Source organism: Mesorhizobium sp. M5C.F.Ca.IN.020.29.1.1 (assembly GCF_003997375.1).
GTDB lineage: Bacteria > Pseudomonadota > Alphaproteobacteria > Rhizobiales > Rhizobiaceae > Mesorhizobium > Mesorhizobium wenxiniae.
On the sequence record NZ_RZSW01000332.1, the window covers coordinates 1 to 6,891 of the forward strand.

6 protein-coding genes are annotated in these 6,891 nt (G+C 60.0%); 3 read left to right on the forward strand and 3 right to left on the reverse strand.

The features are described from left to right. Positions 1-661: cellulase family glycosylhydrolase (locus EOA85_RS23075; protein WP_164759818.1), on the forward strand; the 661-nt coding region annotated here is incomplete at its 5' end. Between the two features lie 271 nt (positions 662-932). Further along, positions 933-2,825 (forward strand): asparagine synthase (glutamine-hydrolyzing), encoded by a 1,893-nt coding sequence (gene asnB / locus EOA85_RS23080; RefSeq protein WP_245485963.1) that lies wholly within the window; start codon positions 933-935, stop codon positions 2,823-2,825. A 98-nt stretch (positions 2,826-2,923) separates the two neighbouring features. Here asnB and EOA85_RS23085 read toward each other — a convergent pair whose 3' ends face one another. Then, positions 2,924-4,042, reverse strand: a complete 1,119-nt coding sequence (locus EOA85_RS23085; protein ID WP_127211300.1) for a glycosyltransferase family 4 protein — start codon at positions 4,040-4,042, stop codon at positions 2,924-2,926. Positions 4,043-4,194: 152 nt separating this feature from the next. On the opposite strand from EOA85_RS23085, the gene EOA85_RS23090 reads away from it, so the two are divergent. After that, a complete protein-coding gene (locus EOA85_RS23090) occupies positions 4,195-5,634 on the forward strand; it encodes a polysaccharide biosynthesis C-terminal domain-containing protein (RefSeq protein ID WP_127211301.1) in 1,440 nt (479 codons plus the stop codon). A 95-nt stretch (positions 5,635-5,729) separates the two neighbouring features. Here EOA85_RS23090 and EOA85_RS23095 read toward each other — a convergent pair whose 3' ends face one another. After that, a complete protein-coding gene (locus EOA85_RS23095; RefSeq protein WP_127211302.1) occupies positions 5,730-6,533 on the reverse strand; it encodes a WecB/TagA/CpsF family glycosyltransferase in 804 nt (267 codons plus the stop codon). Continuing rightward, the coding region (locus EOA85_RS23100) for a UDP binding domain-containing protein (protein ID WP_281033772.1) at positions 6,530-6,891 on the reverse strand (362 nt) is incomplete at its 5' end. The genes EOA85_RS23095 and EOA85_RS23100, both read right to left, overlap by 4 nt.

Sequence of the window (6,891 nt, forward strand, 5' to 3'; positions counted from 1 at the left end):
GATCATGGCAGACACGGTCCGCGATATTCGCGCAGTCAGCAGCGAACTCACCATCGTCGCAACAGGCGCCTGTGGCGGCAGCATTGCCGGGCTGGTCAATCTCACCCCGGGCTTTGACGATCCGAACCTCTACTACAGCTTCCATATGTACGAGCCGCATAGTTTCACGCACCAGCGGCCCGACGGGACAGGCGCCTTCGCCTCGGGCCTGCCCTGGCCGGCCGACAGCAGTACGCCGGAAAAGGTGACCAAAACCCTTAAAGCGCAGATGGAGGCCGCCGGCCTTAGCCCGGTCGAGCAAACGATGAACATGGTCGCGGCGCGTGAAGCAATCGCCCGATATTTCGAGCACAATTGGGGCTCGAGCCAACTCGAGGCGAGCTTCCGTCAGGCGGTCGACTGGGCGGAGGCGCATGGCATTCCAAGCCGACGGCTCTTCATGGGTGAATTCGGTGTGATCCTCATGTCTGCGGACGGCCGCATGGGCGCATTCGACGCCGACCGTCTGCGCTATCTCAAGGCGGTGCGCCAGCAGGCGGAACGCTTCGCGATACCATGGTCTGTCTGGGAATTCTCCAATCCCTATGGGATGACCGTTATCCGGCCCGAAGGGCCTGCGGTCCCGGACCAGGAGATGTTGCGGGCACTGGGCCTGCCGTAGCCATTGCGCCTCTTGACGGATGAGCGGCCGGGCGGCAACGCCAATCCTGTCCCCGCCACAAGCTAGTGATCAATCACGCGACGGCAAGAGCTGCCGTCTCCGCGGCAACCGTCGGTGGCACCTCATTCAGGACCGGCAGAGCCTGATCGAACCGGTCAAGCCCGCCTTTGAAACACCTTGGCGGCATTCTCCGCGATCCGGTTCGTCGGCAACCAAGTGTTTAATACATTCGTCGTAAACAGCGTCGCGAACATGCGCGCCCAGGGAAGAGATGATGTGCGGAATTGCCGGCTGGATCGGGCCGAGAGTCGAGAACCCACAATATCGGGCCGCCGGAATGTCCAACGCATTGCGGCATCGTGGCCCCGATGCCGAAGGCACCGAGTTCTTGGACTTGAACACCGGCGGGAACCAATTGGCATTGGTGCATCGCCGCCTGGCGATTATTGACTTAAACGCCGATTCAAATCAGCCGATGCATATCGACGACGGCCGTCTCAGAATTATTTTCAACGGCGAAATATACAACTATATCGAGTTGCGCCAGGAACTGATCGGCCTCGGTCATCATTTTCGAACGCGCTCCGATACCGAGGTGCTGCTCAGAGCTTATGATCAGTGGCACTTGTCCGTATTTGACCGATTGAGCGGCATGTTCGCTTTTGCGCTCTGGGATGCTCAGAGGCACGAATTGATCCTCGGCCGCGATCCCTTCGGCAAAAAGCCCCTTTACCTCATGGAAAGCGAAAAATTGCTGTCGTTTGCCTCGGAGATCAACGCGTTGTTGTCATCGCAGCCAAACGCGCAGCAGCTCGATCTGGACGCTGTGCACGAGTATCTGCGCTGGCGTTACGTGCCTGGACCGCGCACGCTTTTTAAACAAATCCGCAAACTCAACCCCGGAAGCTATGCCGTTTGGTCGCAAGGGACCGTGACGGAAACGCGCTATTATACGCCTCCAGATCAAACCGATCTGACCGAGGACATCGACGACGAAACCGCCAAGCGGCGATTTCTGGAACTGCTCGACCATTCTGTCGAGATCAGAATGCGCAGCGATGCACCCTTTGGCGCCTTTCTCTCCGGAGGCCTCGACTCGTCAGCGATCGTTGCCCTGATGACCAAGCACAGCGACAAGCCAATTCGTACATTTTCGGTCGGCTTCAGCGAACCGGCTTACAGTGAACTTCCATTCGCCCGACGCGTCGCCGATCATTTCAAGACCGATCATTGCGAACTGGTTATTGAGGCGGACGACCTGATTGACCACCTGCCCAAGTTGATTCGCCATCTGGGGGCGCCTGTTTCACAAAGTTCGGACATTCCAATTTACCTGATGTCGGAGCGAGCCTCGCAGGACGTCAAGATGGTGCTCACAGGGGAAGGGGCAGACGAGATTCTCGGCGGGTATCCCAAACATCGCGCGGAGTCACTGGCTGGAATCTACCGGTCGCTCGTTCCAGCCTTGCTTCACAACAACGTCCTCGCCCCTCTGATACGCGCCATGCCTGGCGCATCGGCCAAGTTCGATACATTTGCCCGAAGCGCGGGCGAAAGGGACTTTGCCACTCGGATGATCTCCTGGTTTGGGGCCATGACAGCGCGGGAACACGGTCGCCTCATCGGTGCGCCGGCCAATTGTCGCAATGAACGCAACGACTTCCCGTTCTCCTCAAGCGCGAAGTCATCCCATCTTCGCCGCGCGCTGTTTTTCGATCAGACATCGTGGTTGCCTGACAATCTCTTGGAACGAGGCGACCGGATGATGATGGCCGGTTCAATCGAAGGAAGAATGCCGTTCCTCGATCGCGATCTGGTTGCGTTCGTCAGCAAATTGCCCGATCGCTACAAGGTGGGTTGGCGGAAGGGTAAGCTGATCTTGCGCAACAGCATGGCCAACATGCTTCCTGAGGAAATTCTCAACCGCCGCAAGGTCGGGTTCAAGGTGCCGGTCGCCGAATGGTTTCGCGGGTCAATGACGAACTACGTGGACGACCATCTTTGCTCCTCTCAGTCCGTCATTCGCAGCTATTTGAGCGCCAAACACCTTGATCAAATCGTCTCGGAGCATACCAGCGGTGCCGCAGACCACGAAAAGCTAATTTGGGCGCTGTTGAATTTGGAGATATTCCATCGCGAATTTAAGCTTGGAGCGCCGCAGTGACGCCAATGGGATCGATATTGCGCTCGACCCGCAGCTGCTCGTTTTAGGCTCACCTGCGCGGCGCGCCAGCTCAGCGTCCACGTTTACATAGGATGGCGTCAGCGCTTGACCGATTGAGCTTTTAACGCGACCGACCTCCAGACGTCGCAGATCGCGCCGACGAAAGGTACGAGCTCAAGCCGTTCCCGATGCACGGCCATCGCGGCAGCACCAAGCCTGGCTCTCAATGCCGGATTTTCGACCAGCCGAGTCAGCGCCTCGGTCAACGCCGCAACATCGCCGGGCGGCACCAGCAACCCTGATTGCTCGTTGGCGATGATGTCCTCTACGGCGCCGACAGGCGTCGTCACTACCGCGAGACCTGCAGCCATGCCTTCGATGACCGAGACGGGCAGATTTTCGGCAAAGGAGGGCAGCACCAGAATGTCCGCCGAAGCGATCAGCGAAGCGACCTCGTCAGGGCCGACCCAGCCAGGAAGGGTAACGCGCTCGGCAAGGCTCAGTTCGGCCGTTCTCATCCGTGCCGCCTCGACATCGCCATCGCCGGCGATCGTGGCGCGCCAACTCTTGATCGGCTCCATGCAGTGCAGCGCATCCAGCAATTGCGGGACGCCCTTGCGGTCGCCGATGCGGCCAAGGAACAGGAGATGCACATGGTCGCCGCCACCGACATGCGCCAAGGATGGAACCGCCGTGGCGTTGGGAACGATGACAATCTTGTCGGCCGCCCCCGGTGCCCGGCTGGCGACGAAGTCGCGCCAAAGCCTGCCCAAGACGATCACCCGACCGGCACGCTCGAACAGAGCTTCGATGCGGCGGCTCATGAAACTGCGATCGTCTTTCCAGAATGTCTCATACTGCGCCCCATGCAAATGCAGGACATAGGGTATCGACAGCAGCCGTGCGCAGGCGGCGATCACCATCTTGCGATAGGTGCTGCCGGAAACCGATATGTTGATGTGAATGACATCGGCGCGCTTCGCCAAACGCGCCGCGAGCATCCGCAAGCAAAAGTCAAACATATATAAGATCGAAAACGCGACATGCCCCGAGCCGCGGCTGGCAAGGAAGCGTACATCGATGTCGGCGATCTCCTGCCGCTCGAACTCCTGCTTCAGCGCCCCCATGATGCGGTCGATACCACCCTGCCCCGAAACGCCCGAAGGCGTCGCGACAAGGACATGGACTTTTTGATTGTGGACCGGACGCTGCAACATGACTCCATTCGGAACGACGAGGCCAAGGTTTCAAACAAGGTTTACGACGAATCCGTTAGTTCAAACTGAATCTGTTCACCCTTTGCCGTCATCGCACTGGATTTTCCGCCGGTCGACGGTTAATCGAAGGTGAATTTTCCGGGGACAACTCTTTGCTGCTGCGCTCCACGCTCATCTATGCCCCGGCGATCCTGCTGACGCGGATTTCCGCGCTGCTCCTGCTGGTCATCGTGACGCGGCTGATCGATCAGACCGAGTATGGCCTGCTGACCCTGGTGGTGACCGTCGGCGAAATGACAGACGTTGCCGTCACCAACTGGCTGCGCATCGTTTTGCTCAGGCTTGGGGGCAAAGGCGACGTCAGCCGTGGCAGCCTGATGCTGGCCGGGCGGGTGTTGCTTGCCAGCACGGCCCTGGCGCTGATCATATCCGTGGCCGCCTCCGCAGTGATCGTGCCGGAGCGCTGGGTCGAGTTCGCGATCGCCGTCTGCAGCTACCTGATCGCCGGTTCCATCGGCCGCTTCGCGTTGACGGTTCTGCAGATGCAGCAGCGTCATTCGGTCTATTCGACCCTCGAGTTCCTTCGCGCCGTGCTGCAACTCGCGCTGCCGATCGGTGCCATCGTCATGTTTCAAGATTCGTTTCTGACGGTATCGCTCGGCTCGAGCCTCGGCGTGCTGATTGCCGGTATCGTGACAGGCATCATGGCATCCCGACGCGTCGTTGCCGGTCCGCCACGCTTCACCCAAAAGGAGTTCTTCGTCCTCGGCTTGCCCCTGGTCATCATGGCGCTGGTAGGCTTCGGCCTGCACAGCGCCGAGCGTGTGTTCCTCAAGGTCTATTACGATGCCGGCGCAGTGGCGATCTTCGCCGCAGCCTATGCACTGGCCCGCCAGCCCATTGATATGGTCGCCAATTCCATCAACATGGGCGCCTTTCCCGAGGTGGTCAGCCGGTTCGACGACGACGGTCCTGCGGCATCGGGCCAGCTGCTGTCGCAATTGATGGCCTTGATGATGCGCCTTTGCCTGCCGGTCGCAGCAATGCTGGTCGCACTCAGCAGCGATATTACGCAGCTCCTGCTGCCCTCCGAATATCACGGCCGTTTCGGCCTGCTCTTTCCGATCATCGCCTTCAGCGTGCTGTGTGCCAATCTCGCCAGCTTCGTCTATGGCACCGTGGTGCACGCGCACAAGCGGCCGTGGCTGCTAATCATCGCCAATTCCTTCGGCTCGGTGGCGACAATCGCACTGTCCGTGCTGTTGATCCCTCCGATGGCGGAGGTCGGCGCTGCTTTGGCGCTGGCGGGCGGATCGCTGGCAGGCCTTTTAGCTTGCATCATCATCAGCGAACGGCTCACGCCGGTGCCGGTGCCATGGCGCGACATCGGTGTTTCGATCGTCATTTCGGTCTGCACGGGGCTGGCCGCCAGTCTTGCCAGCGCTCTTCTCGGCGATATGCCGGCTATCTTCTCGCTCGTTGCGGGCGGCACCGCTGGCGCAGTGGTTTTCTTCGGGCTGACCTGGCTGTTCTATCCTGCCGCCGCGATGCAATTCATAGCCAAGCTGCGGGCGCGGCTACGGCTCGCATAGACCCGTGCCGTAGTCCTAGAAAAAGCGGTTCCGACTTTGGGCCGAGGCTGTAGCCCCAGGCGGCCGCCCGCTTGTTGGGGGCAACCTTTACTTACTTATAGATCGACCTTTCGGCGTCCCCGACGGCCCCATAACTCCCGGCACAGCAGCGCTGCGTAGGCAGTGTTGGTGTCATAGTAGCGGCGCCACAAGCGTTGCGGCTCCTGTGCCACGCGAAACAACCACTCCAGACCGGCCGCTTGAACCAGTTTTGGCGCCCGGGCAACCTTGCCGCCATAGACGTCGAAACTGCCGCCCACGCCCATGACGAAACTCGGAGTGAGTTCGTCACGATAGCGCTTGAGAAAGCGCTCCTTGCGCGGCGTCGGCATCGCCACCAACAGGCAGTCGGCGCCCGAGGCGTTGATCGCCTCGACGATGCCGGCCTCGTCTTCCGGCTTGAAATAACCATTGCGCATGCCGGCGACGACGAGACCCGGATGATCCCTGGCAAGTCGCATTCTAACCGCATCGAGAACGGATTGTTCTGCGCCCAGGAGGAAGAGCCTGTAGCCCCGCGTGGCGCAGAGGCTCAGCAGATTGATCATAATGTCGACACCCGCTACCCGCTCCGGAAGCGCGACGCCGCAAAGACGCGCCCCCCAAAGCACGCCGATGCCGTCGACGTTGACTACATCCGCCGTTGCCACGTCCGCGTGCAGTTCGGCGTTGTTGCGCATGTTCACAAGCTTGGCGACATTCACGACCACATGATGCAGCGGCCGCCGCAGGGTCATCGCCTCATCGGCGATGGCCAGCGTCTCGGCCATGGTCAGCGCATGGATCGGCGCGCCAAGGAATTCCCGGCGCCGTGACGCCAATAGGCGATGCTGTGCCCATGCTGGGTCGTGCGCGTTCATGCGGCCTCCTCTGCACTTGCAGGAAGTGCCAGGTGTTCGAGCGCTGTTTTCTTGCCTTCGATGCGGGCGTCGGGCTTGCGTGCTTTGCGCCAGGTCCACAAACCCCTTGTGTCGATGAGCTTCTTGTCCTTGAGCGCTTCGGGATCAACCAGATTAAACTGCCGATGGTCGACCAGCAGGACGACGATATCGCACTGGTCGATGGCGGAAAGCGCATCGGTAAAGACGATGCCTTTACCCTCGAGTTCATGCGGCAGCCTATTTGTGTTGGGTTCGGACGCGATGATCTTCAGGTTGGGAATATCTGACAAAAGCTTCACCACCTCAACAGCCGGACTCTCGCGCATTTCGTCGATAT

Excerpts from the sequence above, each read along its gene's own strand:
- EOA85_RS23095 (WP_127211302.1), bottom strand. The coding sequence starts at position 6,533 with ATGAACGCGCACGACCCAGCATGGGCACAGCATCGCCTATTGGCGTCA.
- asnB (WP_245485963.1), top strand. The coding sequence starts at position 933 with ATGATGTGCGGAATTGCCGGCTGGATCGGGCCGAGAGTCGAGAACCCA.
- EOA85_RS23085 (WP_127211300.1), bottom strand. The coding sequence starts at position 4,042 with ATGTTGCAGCGTCCGGTCCACAATCAAAAAGTCCATGTCCTTGTCGCG.